Genomic DNA, 20,898 nt, shown 5'->3' with positions numbered 1-20,898 from the left:
ATGCTGGCATTTATTTTGGCACACGTAGCAAACGCATTGATGTTTGTGGTCCTGATGGGCGCATCGTTTCTGATCGGGTCAGAGGACGCACCCGAGGCACCGGCGGCAGTTACCTTCCCCAAGACCCAAGACAGCGGAGCGGTTTTGCCGCGCGATTTCTCACAGGACAGCCAGCCCCATTATACAACTCCGGCGGCGCCGCAAATCATCGACACGCAGGCCGAACACACGTTTGAAACAGATGCGGCTGCAGAGGCTTCGGCCACGCAAACCGCCGCGCTTTCAACCGCAGATCCCAAGCTGGAAGAAGACGTGTTTTATGGCAACAGCGGCGATGACATGCTTTGGGGGTCCAGTGACACCGTGCCCGTCTCTGACACATCCACCGCAGACATCCTGATGCTTGGCGCTGCGGATCAGGTAGAAGACACAGACCCCTTTTCCCCTGCCCTGTCCGACCCTGAAACCATCGAAATTGCCGGTTTTGATCCGGCAGAAGACCAGCTTCGGATTGAATATGACGCCATGACCGACCCGGAAACCGGCGCGGCACTTCCAGCGGTGCTTTCGGTGATCCCTTCAAAAGACGGGCAAAACGCGGATATTGCGATTAACGATGTGATCGTCGCGAAACTTGCCGGTGTTCAGGGGATCACCCCCGCGCATATCCAGTTGGTCGCCCGCTAGGGCCGGCGTATCCCCCGTTGACACAAACACAAAAGCCGGAGGCACTCCCTCCGGCTTTTGCCACTTTCAGGCTTTCAGGCTTTCAGACCTCAGACCGTTAGAACGATCTTGCCGATATGGGTGGAGCCTTCCATCCGCGCATGGGCGGCAGCGGCTTCGGCCAGCGAATAGGTGCTGTCCATCACCGGCGCGATAGACCCGTCTGCCAGCATCGGCCAGATGTTCTCTTCCAACGCCCGCGCGATTTCCGCCTTTGCCCCATCGTTTTGCGGACGCAGGGTAGAGCCGGTGATCGTCAGCCGCTTCACCATCACTTGCGCAAAGTTCAACTCGGCCACGGGGGCTTCCAGAAATGCGATCTGCACCAGCCGCCCGTCAAGTGCCAAGGCTTTGATGTTGCGCGGAATATAGCTGCCGCCCACCATATCAAGGATCAGGTCGATGCCAGCGCCATCGGTCGCCTCTTTCATCACCTCGACGAAATCTTCTTCCTTGTAGTTGATCGTCCGCTCCGCGCCGAGTTCCACGCATTTTGCGCATTTCTCTGCAGAACCGGCCGTGGCAAACACCCGCGCGCCTGCTTTCACAGCAAGCTGGATTGCGGTCGTGCCAATACCGCTGGAACCGCCGTGGACCAGAAACACCTCGCCCGCTTTCAATCCGCCGCGCATGAAAACGTTGGAGTAAACGGTGAAATAGGTCTCACACAGGGCCGCTGCCTGCACCATGTCCAGTCCGGCTGGAACCGGCAGCGCATGGTCGGCAGGGGTGGTGACATATTCTGCATAACCACCACCGGGCAGCAGGGCGCAAACGCTGTCGCCCACGGCCCAGCGCGTGACACCTTCCCCGATTGCGGCAACCGTGCCGGAACATTCCAGCCCTGGCAGATCGGAAGCGCCGGGAGGCGGCGCATATTTGCCAGCCCGTTGCAGCGCATCCGGACGGTTCACACCAGCAGCGGCCACTTGGATCAGGATCTCGCCATGGCGCGGCGACGGCACCTCGCGGGTAGCCGGTTTCAGAACCTCCGGCGCACCGGCTTGCGTGATTTCAACAACGTTCATCTGGGTCATAGGGGCATACTTTCATAGTTTGAGTGGGCAAAATCCCAATAGAGTTCACGGGCACGCTGTGCGACGGGGGAGGCGGTCAATTCCCGCGTGTCCAGCCGTGTGACCGGCATCACCTTAGAGGCATTGCCCGTCAGGAAAATCTCGTCTGCCTCCCGAAAGTCCTCCACCTCCAGCGAGACTTCGCGCACATCGTAGCCTTCTGCCCGCAACAGCGCGATCACACGGCGCCGCGTGATGCCGTTCAGGAAAGTTCCGTTGTGACGGGGAGTCAGCACCACGCCGTCGCGCAGCATAAATACGTTGGTCGATGCGGTTTCCGCCACATGATCGTCCAGATCAAGCGAGAGCGCGTTGCGAAAGCCCCGTTTGCGGGCTTCGGTCAGGATGCGCGCGTTATTGGGATAGAGACAGGCCGCCTTGGCCTCGGTCAAAGCGGTATCCTGACGGGGCCGGCGGAAGGGGCTGACCGTGATCGGCATATCGCCGGGTTCGGGCATCGGCAGGGTCTCAAGGCAGATGGCAAAGGCGGTGCTTGCAGGATCGGCATCCAGCAATGCCGGCGACGCCTCGCGGCTCCACATCATCGGACGCAGATACAGCGCCTCTTTGGTATCCATTCGAGCAATACCGTCGCGGATCAACCCTGCAATCGTATCGCCGTCCACAGGCGCATCCATGCCCATCGCTTCGGCCGATTTCACCACACGGGCGGCGTGATGGTCCAGATCAGGGGTGACGCCGTCAAAGAACCGCGCACCGTCGAAAACCATCGTACCCTGCCAGGCTCCGTGATCGGCCGCACCGACCACCGGCGTGTGTCCTTCGTGCCAGTCTCCGTTAAAATAGGTCAGCTGTCGTTTGCCAAGTGCCATCGGGTTTCCTGTTTTTGGGAACGTCTTTCATATGCCCGCAACGAAGTGCAATCGGTTCGCGGATGCAAGCGGCAAATGGCGCAAGGCCCGCCCGACGCAGCGGCGCAGGTCAGGACTTGGGCGCAACGTACCCCGGCAGATCATCCTGCGCTGCCGTATCCGGCGCCTTGATCAGATCGAGCAACCGCCCCGGTCCGGCCATAAAGGCTTTGGACAGCGGATTGTCCCGCAGTTTGGCTTTGGTGGTCTCAATCTTCATCACATCCTCAATACGCCGGTCGATGAAAGCCCATGTTTCCGCAGACTCCTCCGAGGTATCGCCCAACCAGAACAATACCGCGCTGGAATACACCGCAGCCAGCATCGCCCTTTTGCTGTACCAGTTCACATCCCGAGAAGTATCGCCCAGCGCATCCCAAACCGCGTCGGAGGTTTCCCAGATCAAGCCCGCCCCTTCAGCGGCGTGATGAGGCAATGCAAATAGGGTTGATCCACGGCGCACCAGCTCTCGGTCGGCCGCCTTCAGGCGGGTGCGCAAGGCAAAGGCGACCCGCTCCGAATAGCGCATGGATTGCAGGTCCGCTGTCTCTATCGCAGCAACCATTTCGCGGTCCCCCTGCCGGTGATAGGCCACCGCAAGATCAAGCCCCTTGCGCGGGCAGGCCTGTGTTGCAAGCCCCGCATCCACACCGCTTTCGTCAACGGCGGCGGCAAAGGTGGCATCGGACCAACCGTCAAACACCACATGGGGGATGGCAGCCTCCAGCAATGCGGCGCGGGTGTCCTGAATATGGTCGGCTTCGGTTTTGTGTGTCTGGGTCATACCCTATAAATAGGCTTTGCGCCGCCGAAAGCAAAGTCCGGATCGCCAGCGCGTCATTTTTGCCCGCGTTTCGCCAATTTCTGCCAGAATGAGCCTGACAGGTTAAAATTCCATTTCGATTTTCAGATTTTTTCCAATCGACCTTTAACCAGATTTCGCCCCTGATACTGCGCGAAATACCACAGCCCCACCCGTTCAACCGTTATCGGTGGCAATAGCAGCACCACCGGGCAACACAGATCGCGCACTTGCGGGACAGGGCATAGCAAACCTGCGCTGCGCACTGGACAAATCAAGAATCCGCGTCTATAAGGCGCCTTCCTGCACTTCTGCAAACTCAAACCTAGAAAGGTGGTGACACCACATGCAGGTATCGGTACGCGACAACAACGTTGATCAGGCGCTCCGCGCTCTGAAGAAAAAACTGCAACGCGAAGGCGTTTTCCGTGAGATGAAGCTTCGGCAGCATTACGAAAAACCTTCCGTTAAGAAAGCCCGTGAAAAGGCCGAGGCAGTTCGCCGTGCACGCAAGCTGGCGCGCAAAAAGCTTCAGCGCGAAGGCATGCTCTAAGCACTACGCTTCAGACCGAAAAGTCACTAAACCCCCGGATCCGTTCGGGGGTTTTGCTTTTGGGGGGTATCCAAGCCCCTGCAACGGCTCCATTTTCTTAAAATATCCAAATCGCTCGGGAACAGCGCCGCGCAACGGCAGAAGGGCTCAGGCGCGTCCCCCCTCCATCGACAAAACCCGTGGATCAATGCCGATCTGTTTCATCGCTGCGGCCCATTTGCCTTCGTGATCTGCGGAAAACACCAGCGATTTATCTGCATCGCAAATCAGCCAGCCGTTCTCGCGGATTTCCCCTTCCAACTGCCCCGGACCCCAACCCGCATAGCCCAGCGCCAGCAGGCAGCTTTGCGGTCCGAAACCTTGGGAGATGTCTTCGAGAATATCGAGAGTCGCGGTCATCCCGAACTCTTCATTCACGGTCAGCGTCGAATCCTCCGACCCGTAATCCCGCGAATGCAGCACAAAGCCGCGCCCATGTTCCACCGGCCCGCCGTAATGCACATCAATGCCTTCGATCGGGCGATCCGCCTTTATGTCAAGCTGGTCCAGCAGGTCGGAGAACTTCAGATCAGCTGCGGGTTTGTTCACGATCAACCCCATCGCCCCGTTGTCGGAATGGGCGCAGATATAGATCACAGAACGGTCGAACCGCGGGTCGCCCATAGACGGCATCGCCACCAGCAACCGTCCGTCCAGATGCCGTGCCTCTGATGAATATTCTGCCATTTTGACCACATCTCCAGTGTTGCGCAGAGGCACAGCCATCGCCAAACAACGCGCCCCCTGCTCCGGCGCAGGTCGGCCCATAGCTAACCCTCTGCATCCGAAGCTGTTTTATCCCCTTAAGATGCGTTCGTTTCCTTCCAGATTCAAGCCTGACCCGCAGGGTTGTCACGACGCTCTCTCTGATTTGTGACTTTCGCTTTGGTCGTTGCGGCCATATCCTTGGGACAAAAGAACGGATACCCACCCACCCATGATACGCAGATGTCTTATTGCCCTTGGCCTTGCACTGGGCCTGCCTGCCGCGCTTTTTGCGCAGGAGTATACGATTCAGGGGGTGGCCCGTCTGGATATTCTACCGGGTTATGAGACACCATCAGGCCATATGATTGCCGCGCGGATCAAGCTCGCCCCCGGCTGGAAAACCTACTGGCGTGCGCCCGGCAGCAACGGCATCCCGCCTGCCTTTGACTGGGGCGGGTCCAAAAACCTCAGAGAAGTCACCTTTCACTGGCCAGAGCCTCGTGTCTTTGTGAAAGACGGCGAACAGATCATCGGCTACGAGCATGAACTCGTCCTGCCCATCAGCATTACGCCGCAGAAATCCGGCGTTCCGGTCTCCTTGAAAGGAGAAGTCCTGTTCGGTGTCTGCGAAGATGTCTGCATTCCGGTAAAGGCGCGGTTCTCAATGGACGTGGCGGGCAGCGATGCCCGCAGCACCAAAGCGATCAAGGCAGCCCTGCGCAAACAACCGGCCCGTGGTGACGCCCATGGTATCGCGCCGGTGTCCTGTGACATCACTCCGATCAAGGGCGGGTTTCGCATCAGCACGACGCTGCGCGGCAACAAGCCTCTGCCCGCAGGCACCCTCCCGGTGATAGAGTTTCCCGGCAGAGATGTGTGGATCGAACAAAAGGACAGCCGGATCGAGGGCAATACCCTGACGGCCAGCGCCAATCTGTTCGCCTATGGCAGCACGCCTTTGATGGTGCAGCGCAACGGCGTCACTGTCACACTCTTGGGTGGCCCCCGCGCGGTCGAATCGCGCGGATGCCCCTGAACCTTAAATCTGCGCTGACACGCCGCTATCAGGCGGCCTGAGGTACTGGCGGCGGGCCATAGGCGTTTACTTCGCGGTCGCCTTCCTTGATGTACCAGTAGAGTAAAACAAGCATCCCGATTCCGGTCAGGGCCAGCAGCAGCCACCAACCTGTGCGCCCGTGATCATGCAGACGGCGCACCGCGACAAAGATGCTTGGCAGCAGGGTCGCAAGCGACCATAGCGGGTTCAGGGCCGCAATGCCCAGCACGCTGTCGATGATGGTTGTGATGATGCTCACGATCAGGGTGAATAACGTCCACCACCAGAATTCAGAGCGCAGGGCGCGTCCGTTCCAATCCACATATTTGTTGAATACGGTTTTCACCGCAGTTGTAAAATCCATTGCACTGTCCCTTATCGGCTATAATTGGTTCAACCTTAGGAATATTGCATGACACAGCAAGCGCTTTCGGTGTCAGGACTTCTTGCCGATCTTCGGCTCGGTTCCGGCCAGTATCCGGCTGATATTGGCGCGATGCCCCCAAAAGATCAGCAGGCCGAGCAGCACGATCAGAACGATGCCCTGCCCGTAGCCCAGCACCAGCGCCCAGATCGGGGTGACAAGCGCACTGGCCAGCGCACTGGCCGAAGAGATCCGCAACAGCGCCGCCGCAACCAGCCAGCTTGCACAGGCGGCAAGGCCCACAGGAAAGGACAGCGCCAGCAACAGACCTAGATAAGTCGCCACGCCCTTGCCGCCCCGAAAGCCCAGCCAGACCGGAAACAGATGCCCCAGAAACGCGGCGAGTCCGGCCAGTTGCGCCGCCCCCTCGCCCGCTACGGCACGGGCGATCAGCACGGCGACCGCCCCTTTGCCCGCGTCAAACACCAGCGTCAGGAAAGCGGCTTTTTTATTGCCTGTGCGCAAAACATTGGTCGCGCCGATATTACCGGAGCCGATGTCGCGCAAATTGCCCAATCCCATAACCCGCGCCAGCACCATGCCAAAGGGCACAGACCCCAGCAGATAGCCGCCCAGCACCAGCAGCACCGTCACAAGATCAAAGGTCAGTTCGGGCATCAGGGCCTCCTACAGATTTGCAGCGCTGGCCGGTCAATCGCGGCAATAGACTTCGGTGCCACCCACGAAGGTCCGCAGAACGGCCCCCTGCATCCGGCGTTCATCATAAGGCGTATTCTTGCAACGGGACAGCATTTTGAAACGGTCCATCACAAAGGGTTTGTCCGGATCGAACACCACCAGATCCGCAGGCGCACCCGCAGCCAGCCGTCCGCTCTCCAGCCCCATAACCTTTGCAGGGTTGAGCGATAGCGCCCGCCACAGGGTCGGCAGATCCAGATGCCCCGCGTGCACCAGCGAGATTACAGCCGGCAGGATGGTTTCCAGCCCCACCGCACCGCTGGCGGCTTCTTCAAAGGGCAGGCGTTTGCTTTCTTCGTCCTGCGGCGTGTGCTGGGAACAGATCACGTCGATCAGACCGCTGGCAACGGCCTGCGCCATAGCGATGCGGTCGTCTTCATGGCGCAAGGGCGGCTTGAGCTTGAAGAAGGTGCGATAGCCGTCAATGTCCAGCTCGTTCAGGGTCAGATGGTGGATGGACACCCCCGCAGTGACCCGCAGACCGGCGGCTTTGGCACGCTCCAGCACCGGCAGGGAAACGGCGGTTGATAGCTGGTCCACGTGATAGCGCACGCCGGTCATTTCCACCAAGGCCATGTCCCGTTCCAACTGGATACGCTCCGCCATAGGCGACACGGCGGGCAGGCCCAGCTTGCTGGCAAACGGACCGGAAGTGGCGCAGGCCCCGTCCGACATCACAGGTTCCTGCGCATGGCCGATCACCAAAGCGCCCATCGCCTTCGCATAGCTCAGGCACCGACCGAAAATCTTGTTGTTGCGGTTGACCGCATCGCCGTCACTAAAGGCAACAGCCCCCGCATCCAGCAAAAAGCCGATCTCGGCCATTTCCTTGCCAGCGCGATCTTTGGTCAGGGCCGCCATAGGCAGGACGTTGACCTTGGACACATCCCGCGCACGGCGCAGGGCGAATTGCAGCGTTTCGGGGCTGTCCACGGCAGGTTCCGTATCAGAGCGCACGATCATCGTCGTGACCCCGCCCGCAGCAGCGGCCTCTCCGGCGGTGCGGAAGCTTTCCTTGTGCCGCTCCCCCGGTTCGCAAACCTTGACGCCAATATCAATGATACCGGGGGCAAGACATTTGCCGTTGCAGTCAATGATCTCGTCAGCCTGCGAAAGTGTATCGCCCTCGGCAATGATCCCGCTGATCCGACCCTCATCGATCAGAACAGAGCCGCGAAATTCACTGGCTGTTTCAGGGTCGATCAGACGGGCGTTTGTCAGAAGCGTGGTCATCAAAGCACCTCACCGCAGAAAGGGGGCGTGCAATCGCACGGCCCGCGCCTGACCTCCCCCACGGGAGGGCGCAGTTGTGCGGCTGCGGCAGGTACAGCCGGAGCGGTGAAACCTGCGGCAGATGCAGTCCCAAACGAAAGCGCGCCCACCCGAGGTGGGGCGCTGGCCTGTGTTAACCTGATCATCACACCATCACCCCCACATCCCGTTTCGCGTCACGGCGGGCTTTCACCAGCAGTTCCATTGCGGCCATACGCACCGCGACGCCCATTTCCACCTGCTCCTGAATGACGGAACGGTTCAGGTCGTCTGCGATCTCTCCGTCGATTTCAACGCCGCGGTTCATCGGACCGGGGTGCATGACAATGGCATCGTCCTTCGCGTGGCTCAGCTTTTCGGCGGTCAGCCCCCAGCGGTGATAATATTCGCGGGTGGAGGGAATGAAGGCGCCGTCCATACGCTCCCGTTGCAGGCGCAGCATCATTACCACATCGACACCTTCCAGACCTTCGGCCATGTCGTCAAACACCTCGACGCCGAATTGGTCAATGCCGGCAGGCAACAGGGTCACAGGGGCGATCAGGCGGATGCGGCTTTCCATTTTGTTAAGCATGAAAATATTGCTGCGTGCCACGCGGCTGTGGGCAATATCACCGCAAATCGCCACGCTCAGCCGGTGCAGACGCCCCTTGGCGCGGCGGATCGTCAGCGCATCCAGCAAGGCCTGTGTCGGGTGTTCGTGCCGTCCGTCACCCGCGTTCAGAACCGCGCAATTGACCTTCTCGCTTAGCAGATCAACCGCGCCGGAATGGGGATGGCGCACCACCAGCAGATCGGGGTTCATCGCATTCAGGGTCAGCGCCGTATCAATCAGCGTTTCGCCTTTTTTGATCGAACTGGCCCCCATCGCCATATTCATCACATCCGCCCCAAGCCGCTTTCCGGCGATTTCAAAGCTGGATTGCGTGCGGGTGGAGTTTTCAAAGAACATGTTGATTTGCGTCATCCCCGCCAGCGTATCCACATGTTTGTGGGGCTGCCGGTTCAGTTCGACATATTGTTCCGCAAGATCGAGAATGGAAACGATGTCGTCGCGGGAAAGATGCTCTATCCCCAAAAGGTGCTGGGCGGTGAACGTCATGGCCGACCTCTTTGCTGACTTCGTCGCGTTATAGGCGGGTGGCAAATGCGAAACAAGGGATTTACGACTCCACTCCGGCTTTGATACCCTGCCCGCTGAACACAAGGCGCGCCATGACCGACTCTGCCAGCTATTTTGCCGACCTGACTGCCCTTGACTGGCAGATTGATCTTGGCGCCGACGAGGCGATTCAGGATACGCCCGTCAACCGCTATGAACAGGTGATGACACCTGCCAAAGGTGCGGTGCCGAAAACCGGACCGAACAGCAATATCAAACCTGTCGATGTGATGCCGGTTATCCCGCAGGTTAAGGAAACCGGTGCGGATATTGCCCGTATTATGGCGGGACGCTGTAACAGCCTTGCAGAGCTGCGCGATGCGCTGGCGGTATTTGAACATTGCGCGATCAAGAAAGGCGCGCGCAATCTGGTGCTGTCAGAAGGCCACCCGAACGCGCGGGTGATGATCATTGGAGAAGCGCCGAGCCGTGATGAGGACCGTTCAGGCGCGCCCTTCATCGGGGAATCGGGCAAGCTGCTGGACCGGATGTTTGCCGCCATCGGCCTGTCGCGCAAAGGCGAGGACCCGTCTGATGCGCTTTACCTGACCAACCTGCTGCCGTGGCGCGTGCCGCAAAACCGCGACCCGAACGCCGAGGAAATCGCCATGATGCTACCGTTTCTGGAGCGCCATATCGCGCTGGTTGATCCTGATATTATCGTGCCGCTGGGCAATATTCCCTGTAAGGCCCTGCTTGGGAAAACGGGCATCACCCGTCTGCGCGGTACTTGGGCCGAGGCGTTCGGCAAGCCTGTGCTGCCCATGTTCCACCCCGCCGCCCTGTTCCGTGATCCGCTGAAAAAGCGGGATTGCTGGGCGGATCTTTTGGCAATCAAGGCAAGGCTGACCCCATGAGAATACTCGCGTTTTCCGATCTTCATGCCAATCAGGATCACGCGGATGCACTGGTCGCGGCCAGTGCATCGGCGGATCTGGTCATCGCTGCCGGGGATTTCTGCAACTTTCACAAGGGGCTGGAGCAGGCCGTCGCTATGCTGGATCCGATCCCCTGCCCGATCATTGCCGTACCGGGCAACCATGAAACCGCAGATGCGCTGTGTGCCGCGGCACCGCCCCGTATGACGGTACTGCACGGCCAGTCCCACAGCATCGGCACGCTGGATATTTTCGGTATCGGCTATGGCATCCCGCTGTCGCCTTTCACTGACTGGTCGGTGGATTTGACCGATGCCCAAGCCTCCGAGATGCTGGAAAACTGTCATCAGGCAGATATTATCGTCAGCCACTCGCCCCCGATCAATCTGGGGGACCGGACCTCGCAGGGGCAGCATGTGGGATCCGCCGCCCTGCGCGAAGCCATCGAACGACTGAAGCCGAAATTCTTTTTCTGCGGGCACATTCACGAAAGCTGGGGCACCGCCGGTAAAATCGGTGATACGGAAGTTTACAACCTCGGGCCAAGCATCAACTGGTTTGACATCTGAGCTGCCCCAACACACGAGACACCCCATGAGCGACCGCCAGTTTATTCCGATCCGCATTGCCGTTCTGACCGTGTCGGACACCCGCACGACAGAGGGCGACAAATCCGGCCAGACCCTTGTGGACCGCCTGATCGCGGACAACCACATCCTTGCAGACCGCAAGATCCTGCCGGACGAGCGTGCCATGATTGCCGATCAGTTGCGCATATGGTGTGACGATCCCGAGGTAGACGCTGTGATTTCAACCGGCGGAACCGGACTGACAGGGCGCGATGTCACGGTAGAGGCGCACCGCGATGTCTACGAAAAGGAAATCGACGCGTTTTCAACCTATTTCACTATGATCTCGGCTGATAAAATCGGCACCTCCGCCATCCAGTCCCGCGCCTGTGGCGGGGTGGCGAACGGCACCTATCTGTTTGCGCTGCCCGGCTCCCCGGGCGCGTGCAAGGACGGCTGGGACGGCATTCTGCGTTACCAGCTCGACTATCGCCACATGCCGTGTAACTTCGTGGAAATCATGCCCCGCCTGACCGAAGACCAGCGCCGAAAATGAAGGACGGGTTCACCACGCTTGGCGAATGGTCTGAAACAACTGACACCGCTGCGGGGATTATCCTGATTGACCAGCACGACCGGCTGTTGATGCAGTTGCGCGACATCAATGATCGCACTGCCGGTCCCGGTTTGTGGAGCATCTTTGGCGGGCAGGTAGAACCGGGGGAAACGCTGCATCGTGCGGCCATACGCGAATTTGCCGAGGAAACCGGACTCACGGTGTCAGAGGATCAACTGACCCCGCTGGGCCGTGCGGTCTCTGCCCGTGGCACAGGGCTTTATGCGTTTACAGTGAAGATGCCTGTCGACCCGCGCGACATCCGGCTTGGCGAAGGTGCAGGTTTCGCGTTTTTAACCCCTGCACAGATCGAAACCCTGCCCCTGATGCCGGCGGCCGGTCAGATCATTGCCCATTATTTTACCCTTTGTGATGCGTCAGACTGATTTTTTTGGTTTTGCGCGACGGAATGTGAAAACCCTCGCGTATAATAGTCGAAACTCTCTGTCGCCTGCGGGCCTCTCGTTTAAGGGATATGGATGCGATTTGTGACCCGAAGCCTGCTGGGCTTGTTTCTTCTGACCCTGACGGTGGCGCTGCTGGCGCTGGCGGCGAGCAGTCTTGTTTCTGCGCTTAAAGACCGTAACAGCGGCGGGTTTGCAGGGCGGCAGGCCCGCGAAAGAGTGTTCACGGTCGAAGTCGCGGAACTGACCCTTGGCAGTCATACGCCCGAAATCCGCACCTTCGGAGAGGTCATTTCCGGGCGCACGCTGGAATTACGCGCAGCGGCAAGCGGGGAGCTGGTGCAACTCTCGGACAACTTCCGCGAGGGTGGCAGGGTCAGCAAGGGGGAGATCCTGTTCCAGACCGATCCCGCAAATGCCCGTTCCAAGTTGCTGCTGGCGGAAAACGAGCTGGTGGAAACACAGGCGGACCTGCTGGATGCACGCCGCAACCTGACATTGGCCGAAGACGAGCTGTCCGCCGCGCAATCCCAATTGGACCTGCGCAAGAAAGCGTTCGAGCGGCAGACATCGCTCAGCACACGGGGGCTTGGCACTGATACCGCGATGGAAACCGCAGAACTGGCGGTTTCAGCCGCGGAACAGTCCCTGCTGGCCAAACGCCTGTCACTGGCCAATGCGCAAGCCACGATCGCCCGCACGCAGACCTTGCTGGGGCGGCGCGAGATCAACCGCGACGAGGCCGAACGCATTCTGAAAGAAACCACCGTCCGCGCCGATTTTGACGGCGTTCTCACCGGGGTAAGCGCGGTTCTCGGCCGTTTGGTCAATGCAAACGAACAACTGGGCAGTCTGATCGACCCGGAGGCGCTGGAAGTGTCGTTTCGGGTTTCGGCGCAGGAATACCGCGCCCTGATCTCTCAGGATACAGGACTGGATCAGGCAGAGGTGCTTGTCACAGCCCCGAGCGGCGAAACCATCAAAGGCCGCATCGATCGTGTGTCGGCAGCGGTGGCCGCAGGCACCACCGGACGAGAGCTGTTCGCCAGACTGCGCGACGCGGCTAACCTTGGCATCCAGCCGGGTGATTTTGTGACCGTTGTGCTGCGCGAACCGCCCCTGAGCGATGTGGCAAAAATTCCCGCCACAGCAGCCACCACCAATGGTGCTGTTCTGTTGGTCAACGGGGATAACCGTCTGGAAGAGGCCTTTGTAGATATTCTGCGCAAACAGGGCGATGATTTGATTGTACGTCTGAATGGTCTGGATGGGCAGCGCATTGTCCTGACCCGCGCGCCGCAACTGGGTGCTGGCATCCGGGTAGAGCCGCGCAGTCCGGGTGGTCAGGGCACCCCCCCTGTTGCCGCGCCAAAACCGGAAGAAACCGTTGCAATCACCGAAGAACAGCGCGCCAAACTGATCGCTTTTATCACCGAGAACACCCGCATTCCCGAAGCCCGCAAGACCGCGATGCTTGAAACATTGCGCCAACCCCGTGTGCCCAAAGCCATGCTGGAGCGGATCACAGAACGGATGGGTGGCTAGATCATGGCGATGCGGCAACTCCCCCCTGCGGCTGGCGGTGTGCTGAGCTATTTCACCCGTCACCGCACCGCAGCGAACCTGCTGCTGGTGCTGATGCTGGTGATCGGACTTGGGTCCACCACGCAAATCCGCTCGCAGTTTTTTCCCGATGTGATCGTGGACAGCATCTCTGTTTCTGTCACGTGGGAGGGCGCAGGCCCCGAGGATGTGGACAACGCGATCGTGTCGGTCTTGGAACCCGCACTTCTGTCGCTTGAGGGGATCGAGAGCACCTCAAGTTCCGCCACCCAAGGCAGGGCAAATCTTTCGCTGGAGTTTGAGCCGGGTTGGGATATGGCGCGGGCCGCCGATGATGTGAAAGCCGCCGTAGATGGTGTGACCAACCTGCCCGAAGGTGCAGAGGAACCCTCTATCCGGCGCGGCGCATGGCGCGACCGCGTGACCGATGTGGTGATCTCCGGTCCTGTCTCGCCCGATCAACTGGGGCGGTTTGCCGATGAATTCGTCGCCCGCCTGTTCCGCCAAGGCATCACCCGCACCACGATTCGCGGGGTTTCAGCGCCGGAAATTACAGTAAACGCACCGGAAATTTCCTTGATCCGTAATGATGTCACGTTGGCCGAGATCGCCGGTGCAATCGCAGAAGAAGCGGAATCCAACCCCGCCGGCGATGTGGCCGGTGGCGCGGCACGGGTGCGCACCGGTATCGAAAAACGCAGCCCCGAACAGGTGCAGGAGATCGTCGTGCGCTCCAATCCCGACGGGTCCAAGCTGCGGGTCGGGGATGTGGCCGATATAGAGGTACAGGGGGTTACGCGGGACCGCAGTTACTATGTCGGGGATCTTCCGGCGGTGTCGATCCGCGTGGATCGCGCCGATCAGGGCGATGCGATCCAGATGCAGCGTCAGGTGCAACAGATCGCGCAAGAGATGCAGTTGACCCTTCCCGAAGGCGTCACGATAGAGCTGATCCGCACCCGCGCACAGGCCATCACCGACCGGCTGACCATCCTTGTGGATAACGGGCTGATGGGGCTGGGGCTGGTGGTTCTGCTGCTGTTTCTCTTTTTGAACGCGCGCACCGCTTTTTGGGTGGCGGCCGGTATCCCCGTGGCGATGTTCGCCGCCATTGCGCTGATGTATGCCTTCGGTCTGACGATTAATATGGTCTCTTTGTTCGGCCTGATTATCACCCTTGGCATCGTTGTCGATGACGCCATCGTGGTGGGGGAGCACGCGGATTTTCGGGCGCGTCAATTGCGGGAACACCCCGTCGAAGCCGCCGAGAACGCCGCGATCCGCATGTCCGCGCCGGTCTTTTCGGCAACGGTTACGACCGTCATTGCCTTCTTTGCGCTAACCGCAGTGGGCGGGCGGTTTGGTACGTTGATTGCCGATATTCCCTTCACGGTGATTGTCGTGCTGCTGGCCTCTTTGATGGAATGTTTTGTGATCCTACCCCATCACATGTCCCACGCACTGGCCGCCATTGACCAGCAGCGCTGGTATGACTGGCCCTCTACCACGTTCAACAAGGGCTTTGACTGGTTCCGCCACACTGTGTTCCGCCGTTTTGTGTCTCTTGTGCTGATCCTGCGCTATCCTGTTCTGGCGGGTGTGTTGGTGCTTCTTGCCATGCAATCCGCCCTTTTTGTGACCGGAGACGTGCGCTGGCGGTTCTTTAACGCCCCGGAACGGGCGTCGATCTCGGGCAATGTGGCGATGGTCTCCGGTGCGACCCGCGATGATACCCTTGATATGGTGCGCGAATTGCAACGGGCGGTGACAGCGACGGGTGCCGAATACGAGGCGGAATACGGGGTTAATCCTGTGACTTACGTTCTGGCCGAAGTGGGGGGCAACACGGGGCGCGGGCTGGCCGGTTCGGATACCAAGGACGCAGACCAGCTTGGCTCTATCGCGATAGAACTGATTGATGCGGACAGCCGCCCCTATACCTCGTTTGAACTGCTCGCCGCGATTCAGAAAAATGTGCGCGAACACCCGCTGGCAGAAACCGTCAGCTTTCGCGGCTGGCGTTCGGGACCGGGCGGGGACAGTCTTGATATCCAGATTTACGGGGCGGATGCCAACACGCTGAAACAGGCCTCCCAAGCGTTGAAAGCGGCGGTGGCGCAATACCCCGAAGTCTCGGCGGTGGAAGACAACCTTGCGTATGACAAGGAAGAACTGGTGCTGGAACTGACTCCGCAGGGCCAGACGCTTGGCTTTACCATCGACACCATCGGGCGAGAGCTGCGCAACCGTCTGAACGGGATCGAAGCGGCCAGTTTTCCTGTGGGCGTGCGCACCGGAAAAATCACCGTGCGCCTGCCGGAAACCGAGCTGACGGCCGATTTCCTGGAGCGGACACGACTGCGCACCCCGAGCGGCACCTATGTGCCCCTTTCCGATGTGGTCAGCGTGGAAACGAGCCTCGGGTTTTCCACGGTGCGGCGCGAAAACGGCATCCGGCTGATCGGCATTACTGGCGACATCTCCGAGGACAACCCCGACCGCGCCGCCTTTGTCGAGACCCAGATCCGGGAGGTTATCATGCCCGGTATTGCCGCTGATCTCGGGGTGGAATGGCGCATGGGTGGATTGGCCGAACAGGAACAGGAATTCCTCTCGGATGCGATGCTTGGCTTCGGGCTGTGCCTGCTGGGGATCTATCTGACCCTGACATGGATATTTGCCAGCTGGACGCGGCCTCTGGTGGTGATGGCAGTGATCCCCTTCGGGTTGATCGGTACAATTTACGGCCATTACGCATGGGGTGTGTCGCTGTCGATGTTCTCGGTCGTGGGGTTGATCGGCATGTCGGGGATCATCATCAACGACAGTATCGTGCTGGTCTCTACCGTGGATCAGTATTCGCGCAATCGCGGTCTGGTGCCTGCGATTGTTGATGCCGCCGTAGACCGCCTGCGCCCTGTTCTGTTGACCACACTGACAACCGTTCTGGGACTGGTGCCGCTGTTGTATGAAGGCTCTCGGCAGGCAGAGTTTCTAAAGCCGACAGTGATCACGCTTTGCTATGGTCTGGGCGTCGGGCTGTTTCTGGTCCTGCTGGTGGTTCCGTCCCTGCTGGTTATGCAACAGGACGTGGGGCGGCTGTTCAAATCCTACCGCCGCGCAGGGTTCGGGCGCCACCGCGCACGGGGCCAACGCATCATCCTTCTGGGGGCGAGCCTTGCCAGTGTTGCGCTGCTGATCGCCACCATCGGGCTGCAAATCGCCACAGGCGCGCCAGCGGCATGGATACCCGCACTGCTGGCAAGCCTGAACCTGTCAGGACTGGCAGCCCTGCCGGTCAGCCTGCTGTCCCTGAGCGTGCTGCTGGTTGGTCTGATCCTCACCCTGCTGACCGCCTTCGGTGCGAGCCTTTTGCTCAAACAGCGCGGATAAGGGGTGATGTTACGCCTCGCGCAACCACACATCCGGATCGGCCCGTGTTGACATGAACCGGTTCACCGGATGCGCCGTGTCAGGCCGTCCGATCGCCACCCCCGCGAAGAGCATTTCTTCTGCCGGCGCCGAAACAAATTCCGACACGAACTTATGCTGGGTACACCATGCCTCTTGCGGACAAGAACCGAGCCCGGCCTCTTCCAACAACAACATGAACGTCGCAAGAAAGCCGCCAAGATCGCTCCACTGGGCGGCGCCCATATCGCGGTCTACAAACAGGAACGCTGCAACAGGGGCGCCAAAGAACTGAAAGTTGTTGGCAAACCACTTCAGCCGCGCCGGTTTGTCGTCCCGTGGGATGCCAAGCTGCGCATACATGGTCTCACCGATGCCAAAACGCTGGCTGCGGTAGGGTTCCTTCATCGGCTGCGGATAGACCGGATATTCCGGCGTATCGACCAATCCCTTTGCCGAGCGATCCGCCATAAGCGCCTTGAACTTCGCCATCCGGTCGCCGTGCAACAGATAAAGCCGCCACGGTTGCACATTCCCGCCCGAAGCGGCACGGGACGCCTTTATCAGAAGGTCACGCACAAGAGCGGGATCAACCGGCTGGTCCAGAAATGCGCGACAGGAGCGGCGCTGCGCAATGGCCTCCGAGACCTTCATGAACTGACCTCTTCCACCGCATCCAGAATCATTTGCAGGCAGGCAATATCGGAAAACCTGTGGTCCGCCCCTTTAACAAAGGTCAAACGGATGTCATCGCCGGTTGCATGATCCAATATGCGCAGCGGCACCGACATGGCCACATCCGTATCCGCTGTGCCATGCAACAGGCGCACCGGAAAGGGCAGATCCAGCGGTTCGCGCAGCACCAGATGGTTGCGTCCGTCCTCGATCAGTTTGCGGGTGATGACATAGGGCCCTTCGTCGTAGTCGCTGGGCAGTTCCACCCGCCCCCGCTCGTTCAGGGCGGCGCGCTGCGCCCCGTCGAAACCGGCCCACATGCTGTCTTCGGTGAAATCCGGTGCGGCGGCGATTCCCACCAGCCCCTTGATCCGCTCCGGCTGGGCACGGGCCACCAGCAGCGACATCCAGCCCCCCATCGAACTGCCCACCAGAATTTGCGGGCCGTGGGTCAACTGGTCCAGAACCGCCAGCGCATCTGCCGACCAGTCCCCGATACAGCCGTCGGTAAACGCCTCGGAGCTTTTGCCGTGGCCGGAATAGTCGAACCGCAGGAACGCCCGCCCCCGCGCTTTGGCCCATGACTCCAGATAGACCGCCTTGGTGCCTTCCATATCGGATTTGAACCCGCCCAGAAACACGATCCCCGGACCGGACCCGGCGGTCTTGTGATAGGCGATCCGACGCCCGTTTGCTTCCAGATAATCAACCATTTAAACCTCCTGCCATTGTCCCGGTTCTAACCCGTCGAGCGTCCAGTCGCCAACGGAATAGCGGATCAGACGCAGCGTCGGGTGGCCGACCGCTGCTGTCATGCGCCGCACCTGCCGGTTGCGTCCTTCCCGAATGGTCAGGGAAATCCAGCAATCCGGCACGGATTTGCGAAAACGGACCGGCGGCGTGCGCGGCCACAGGCCCGCAGGCTCTGCCATCCGCTTGCACTCTGCCGGGGCGGTGACGCCGTCTTTCAGGGTGACACCCCTGCGCAAAGCCGCAAGGGCCGCCTCATCCGGTTCACGCTCCACCTGTACCCAATAGGTTTTCGCCGCTTTGAATTTGGGCGAGGCGATGCGGTTTTGCAGCTTGCCGTCATCTGTCAGCACCAAAAGCCCCTCACTGTCCCGATCAAGCCGCCCTGCTGCATAGACACCGGGCTTGTCGATAAACTCTGCCAGACTGCGATGCCCCCCTTCCGAGGTGAACTGCGACAGCACGTTATAGGGTTTGTTGAACAATAGAGTGGTCATGCGACGGTTCCTTTGTGCTTGCGCGTTGCGATATACACCCCTGCGCCCGCCAGCACCAACCCGACCCAAGCCAAGGGTGGCATATGTTCCGAAAGCGCAAGCCAAGCCACCAGTGCGGCAAGGGGTGGCACCAGAAACAATAGTGCAGAGACTTTGGCCACCTCGCCGGCGCGGATCATTGCCAGCAACAAACCGATTGCGATCACGGAATTGCCGATCACCAGATAGGCCAGCACCCAGATGAAGGGCATGTTCCATTCCACAGAACCAACGCCCTGTGCCGCAAAAAAGGGCAGCAGACATATAAACCCCGCGCCATAGCCGATCAGGTTGGCCGTGACAGGATGATGGTATCGCCCAAAGCGTTTTTCCCAAAGGCTGCCCATGACGATTCCGCCCAGCCCGAGCGCGGAAAACAAGAACCCCAACAACGGCGCCGGCCCTATATCAAGCCGCGCAACAATCACAACCGCCGTCCCCGAGAGCGCCAGCACCAGCCCGCCCCATTGCCGCCAGCCGATCTGCTCGCCGCTCCAGCGCGGCGCAACCAGTGCGACCACAATCGGCTGCAACGCCATAATCAACGCCAGTGTGCCAGCCGCGATGCCATTCACGAAGGCCATATAACAAAACCCGAAATAGACGGTCTGGATCAACACACCGACAATCGCCAGATGCAACCAGTCCGCCCCGGTTTCCGGCAGCGGCGGGCGCAGCACCAGAAACATCACCGCCATGATCAGAATCACCAAACCAAAGCGCAGCGCCAGCAAGGTCATTGGCGGGGCGTATTGCAACCCGATCTTGGCAACCGCAAATCCCGCCGACCAAAGCATCAGGAAAATAGCAGGGGCAAGGATCAGCCAGAGGGGACGGGATTGGGGCACAAAATTACTCAAATTAAAGAGTGGAAGCGGATACAGTTGGACTTCACCAACATTACCTATATTTAGAAGAAGGAGGACCGCAAGTGCCAAGAGACTTTGAAATATTTGGAGAAGGGATTTACACGCCACGACAAGCGGCGCGCCTAATTGCAAGCACCCCACAAGAAATTCTGCGCTGGACTCGGGGGAGCGGCCCTACGGATCCTCTGTGGAATGCTCGCTATCAAAACATAGATGATGCAACAGAATTAAGCTTTTTAGATCTTATTGAAGTTAGGGTCGTGAGGGCTTTTAGAAGAGCAAATATTTCTCTTCAGTCGATTCGTTATGCGATTGAATTTGCGAAAGATAAATTAGGAGTTGCGCACCCTTTATCCACCTTAGACTTTAAGACTGACGGCACACAAATCCTAATGACGGCTTTGGAGCAAGATGGCGAATATTACAGTCTCGCCAGAAAGAATGCAGGCCAAAAAGTTTTCTCAGAAATTGTCAGTCAGTCGATAAAAAACCTTGAGTACGATAATGGTAAGGCAGTGAGATGGCGCCCACACTCCTCAAACAGTATTGTTATTGATCCGAAGCGGCTTTTCGGGGCCCCACTTTTGGATGAATACGGAGTTTCGACAAAAACACTTTATGACGATTTTTATACTCATCAAAACTTTAATTATTTAAGTTCGATATACGACGTTCCCGAACCAGTTATTAAAAATGCAATCGATTATGAAAAGTTCTTAGAAAAACAGCAAGACGAGAATGGTAAACGTATTATTTGATCATAATATGCCGCCTGTAATTCCGCGTGCATTGGACTTGCTTGTGCGCCCTTTTGGACATCAGGCAATCCCGTTAAGAGACAAATTTCCTGTCGACATAGAAGATATAGACTATTTCACTGCCCTAGGAAAAGAGCGTGACTGGGTGGTCATTTCGAAGGATGTGGCCAACGCGAAGCGTAAACCGGAACGGGAGGCGATTATCAGGTCAGGCGTTTTAACTTTTTATCTATCTCCTAAGGTCGGCAAACAGTCTATCACACAACAAGCAGCTACGATCCTATGGCAGTGGGATAAAATTTGCGATCAACGAGCACGACTTGCGAATGGTCTATTTCTTTTGCCTGAAGGTAAAGGTTCGAAGTTTAGAACACTATAATAAACCCTACTTGACATATAGCTTCGTCATCTCCAGAACCGCCCAAACATAACCGCAACCGGGCGTTTCGTAGGCGCCAAAACGATGGAGGAGCCGACAA

At 58.9% G+C, this 20,898-nt stretch carries 23 protein-coding genes; 11 read left to right on the top strand and 12 right to left on the bottom strand.

Annotated features, from left to right (window positions below):
* Entirely contained in the window at positions 1–687 is a 687-nt protein-coding gene (locus BFV97_RS03600; RefSeq protein WP_069298916.1) for a hypothetical protein, read from the top strand.
* 89 nt (positions 688–776) lie between these two features.
* Here BFV97_RS03600 and BFV97_RS03595 read toward each other — a convergent pair whose 3' ends face one another.
* From BFV97_RS03595 to BFV97_RS03585, 3 genes are all read right to left on the bottom strand, one after another.
* Positions 777–1,763 carry an NAD(P)H-quinone oxidoreductase gene (locus BFV97_RS03595; RefSeq protein WP_069298915.1) on the bottom strand — a complete coding sequence of 329 codons (987 nt, stop codon included), beginning with the start codon at positions 1,761–1,763 and terminating at the stop codon, positions 777–779.
* Complete coding sequence (locus tag BFV97_RS03590; RefSeq protein WP_069298914.1) at positions 1,760–2,635, bottom strand: branched-chain amino acid aminotransferase; 876 nt, start codon at positions 2,633–2,635, stop codon at positions 1,760–1,762. Before BFV97_RS03590 ends, BFV97_RS03595 begins: the two co-directional genes overlap by 4 nt.
* 109 nt (positions 2,636–2,744) lie before the next feature.
* Positions 2,745–3,458, bottom strand: coding sequence for a COQ9 family protein (locus tag BFV97_RS03585; protein ID WP_069298913.1), 714 nt, complete (start codon positions 3,456–3,458; stop codon positions 2,745–2,747).
* Between the two features lie 364 nt (positions 3,459–3,822).
* Here BFV97_RS03585 and rpsU point away from each other — a divergent pair, with 364 nt between their 5' ends.
* Complete coding sequence (gene rpsU, locus BFV97_RS03580) at positions 3,823–4,029, top strand: 30S ribosomal protein S21 (protein WP_069298912.1); 207 nt, start codon at positions 3,823–3,825, stop codon at positions 4,027–4,029.
* Positions 4,030–4,176: 147 nt separating this feature from the next.
* Here rpsU and BFV97_RS03575 read toward each other — a convergent pair whose 3' ends face one another.
* Complete coding sequence (locus BFV97_RS03575) at positions 4,177–4,755, bottom strand: YqgE/AlgH family protein (protein WP_069299069.1); 579 nt, start codon at positions 4,753–4,755, stop codon at positions 4,177–4,179.
* 250 nt (positions 4,756–5,005) lie between these two features.
* Here BFV97_RS03575 and BFV97_RS03570 point away from each other — a divergent pair, with 250 nt between their 5' ends.
* The gene (locus tag BFV97_RS03570; protein ID WP_069298911.1) at positions 5,006–5,812 is read left to right on the top strand and encodes a protein-disulfide reductase DsbD domain-containing protein; all 807 of its coding nucleotides are present in this window, start codon (positions 5,006–5,008) and stop codon (positions 5,810–5,812) included.
* Between the two features lie 28 nt (positions 5,813–5,840).
* On the opposite strand, the gene BFV97_RS03565 is transcribed toward BFV97_RS03570, so the two are convergent.
* The 4 genes from BFV97_RS03565 to BFV97_RS03550 all read right to left on the bottom strand — a co-directional run bounded on the left by BFV97_RS03565 (position 5,841) and on the right by BFV97_RS03550 (position 9,330).
* Entirely contained in the window at positions 5,841–6,197 is a 357-nt protein-coding gene (locus tag BFV97_RS03565) for a DUF805 domain-containing protein (RefSeq protein ID WP_069298910.1), read from the bottom strand.
* Between the two features lie 72 nt (positions 6,198–6,269).
* Entirely contained in the window at positions 6,270–6,875 is a 606-nt protein-coding gene (gene plsY, locus BFV97_RS03560) for a glycerol-3-phosphate 1-O-acyltransferase PlsY (RefSeq protein WP_069298909.1), read from the bottom strand.
* A gap of 33 nt (positions 6,876–6,908) precedes the next feature.
* Positions 6,909–8,189 (bottom strand): dihydroorotase, encoded by a 1,281-nt coding sequence (pyrC, locus tag BFV97_RS03555; protein WP_069298908.1) that lies wholly within the window; start codon positions 8,187–8,189, stop codon positions 6,909–6,911.
* Between the two features lie 184 nt (positions 8,190–8,373).
* Positions 8,374–9,330 carry an aspartate carbamoyltransferase catalytic subunit gene (locus BFV97_RS03550; protein ID WP_069298907.1) on the bottom strand — a complete coding sequence of 319 codons (957 nt, stop codon included), beginning with the start codon at positions 9,328–9,330 and terminating at the stop codon, positions 8,374–8,376.
* Positions 9,331–9,443: 113 nt separating this feature from the next.
* On the opposite strand from BFV97_RS03550, the gene BFV97_RS03545 reads away from it, so the two are divergent.
* The 6 genes from BFV97_RS03545 (at position 9,444) to BFV97_RS03520 (ending at position 16,813) form a co-directional block, all read left to right on the top strand.
* Positions 9,444–10,247: a uracil-DNA glycosylase gene (locus BFV97_RS03545; RefSeq protein WP_069298906.1), complete on the top strand. Its 804-nt coding sequence runs from the start codon at positions 9,444–9,446 to the stop codon at positions 10,245–10,247.
* Complete coding sequence (locus BFV97_RS03540; RefSeq protein WP_069298905.1) at positions 10,244–10,837, top strand: metallophosphoesterase family protein; 594 nt, start codon at positions 10,244–10,246, stop codon at positions 10,835–10,837. The genes BFV97_RS03545 and BFV97_RS03540 overlap by 4 nt, the downstream gene beginning before the upstream one ends.
* A 25-nt stretch (positions 10,838–10,862) precedes the next feature.
* Positions 10,863–11,393, top strand: a complete 531-nt coding sequence (gene moaB / locus BFV97_RS03535; protein ID WP_069298904.1) for a molybdenum cofactor biosynthesis protein B — start codon at positions 10,863–10,865, stop codon at positions 11,391–11,393.
* Positions 11,390–11,839, top strand: a complete 450-nt coding sequence (locus BFV97_RS03530) for an NUDIX domain-containing protein (RefSeq protein ID WP_069298903.1) — start codon at positions 11,390–11,392, stop codon at positions 11,837–11,839. The genes moaB and BFV97_RS03530 overlap by 4 nt, the downstream gene beginning before the upstream one ends.
* A gap of 93 nt (positions 11,840–11,932) precedes the next feature.
* Positions 11,933–13,402, top strand: a complete 1,470-nt coding sequence (locus tag BFV97_RS03525) for an efflux RND transporter periplasmic adaptor subunit (protein WP_069298902.1) — start codon at positions 11,933–11,935, stop codon at positions 13,400–13,402.
* Positions 13,403–13,405: 3 nt separating this feature from the next.
* On the top strand, positions 13,406–16,813 hold the full coding sequence (locus BFV97_RS03520) for an efflux RND transporter permease subunit (RefSeq protein WP_069298901.1): 3,408 nt from the start codon (positions 13,406–13,408) through the stop codon (positions 16,811–16,813).
* A gap of 9 nt (positions 16,814–16,822) precedes the next feature.
* Here the strand turns inward: BFV97_RS03520 and BFV97_RS03515 are convergent, their stop codons facing one another.
* Genes BFV97_RS03515 through BFV97_RS03500 form a run of 4 tightly spaced genes read right to left on the bottom strand, consistent with a single transcriptional unit; the run spans position 16,823 to position 19,640 of the window.
* On the bottom strand, positions 16,823–17,485 hold the full coding sequence (locus tag BFV97_RS03515) for a nitroreductase (protein ID WP_069298900.1): 663 nt from the start codon (positions 17,483–17,485) through the stop codon (positions 16,823–16,825).
* A complete protein-coding gene (locus tag BFV97_RS03510; protein WP_069298899.1) occupies positions 17,482–18,219 on the bottom strand; it encodes an alpha/beta fold hydrolase in 738 nt (245 codons plus the stop codon). The genes BFV97_RS03515 and BFV97_RS03510 overlap by 4 nt, the downstream gene beginning before the upstream one ends.
* The gene (locus tag BFV97_RS03505; protein ID WP_069298898.1) at positions 18,220–18,753 is read right to left on the bottom strand and encodes a pseudouridine synthase; all 534 of its coding nucleotides are present in this window, start codon (positions 18,751–18,753) and stop codon (positions 18,220–18,222) included. It abuts the gene before it with no gap.
* Positions 18,750–19,640: a DMT family transporter gene (locus tag BFV97_RS03500; protein ID WP_069299068.1), complete on the bottom strand. Its 891-nt coding sequence runs from the start codon at positions 19,638–19,640 to the stop codon at positions 18,750–18,752. Before BFV97_RS03500 ends, BFV97_RS03505 begins: the two co-directional genes overlap by 4 nt.
* 83 nt (positions 19,641–19,723) lie before the next feature.
* On the opposite strand from BFV97_RS03500, the gene BFV97_RS03495 reads away from it, so the two are divergent.
* On the top strand, positions 19,724–20,419 hold the full coding sequence (locus BFV97_RS03495) for a hypothetical protein (RefSeq protein ID WP_069298897.1): 696 nt from the start codon (positions 19,724–19,726) through the stop codon (positions 20,417–20,419).
* Positions 20,400–20,798, top strand: a complete 399-nt coding sequence (locus BFV97_RS03490) for a PIN-like domain-containing protein (protein WP_157888258.1) — start codon at positions 20,400–20,402, stop codon at positions 20,796–20,798. The genes BFV97_RS03495 and BFV97_RS03490 overlap by 20 nt, the downstream gene beginning before the upstream one ends.
* Positions 20,799–20,898 lie beyond the last annotated feature (100 nt).

The sequence above is a fragment of the Neptunicoccus sediminis genome, assembly GCF_001719615.1.
In the GTDB taxonomy this organism is placed as follows: Bacteria; Pseudomonadota; Alphaproteobacteria; order Rhodobacterales; family Rhodobacteraceae; genus Amylibacter; species Amylibacter sediminis.
The sequence above is the reverse complement of the archived record's forward strand: the minus strand, read 5'-3'. Positions and strand labels throughout refer to the sequence as shown.